We start from the raw sequence: 314 nt of genomic DNA, 5'->3' as shown, positions 1-314 counted from the left end.
CAGATGCTGACAACCAGCGCGCTGAAACGCCATTACCGCCGTTTGCGCGGCGCGTTCGGCATCGAGATTGGTGCTAAGAGAGCCCGGCAACGCTTCATCGCGGGTGATCAAAATGATGCGCTGGCCGTGTTTATAGCATTGGCGCGTGATGGTGCGATCCGGCATGCCGGAGAGAAAGATTGGGGCATCGGCGCGGAAATTAATCGCCTGCTGCAGCGCCGCCGAAACGCTGTTATCTGAGCGGTCGGTGTTGACCAGCACCGCCACTTTGCCTGCTCCCTGCAAAAACTGCGTCAGCCAGCGCACCAGACTGG

1 pseudogene is annotated in these 314 nt (G+C 59.9%); it reads right to left on the bottom strand.

The features are described from left to right. Positions 1-314: pseudogene (locus KVT28_RS24780) on the bottom strand (LacI family transcriptional regulator); the annotation flags it as partial.

The sequence above is a fragment of the Pantoea sp. GbtcB22 genome (assembly GCF_019091025.1).
Taxonomy (GTDB): domain Bacteria; phylum Pseudomonadota; class Gammaproteobacteria; order Enterobacterales; family Enterobacteriaceae; genus Pantoea; species Pantoea leporis.
This window is presented reverse-complemented; position numbering and strand designations above follow the sequence as displayed.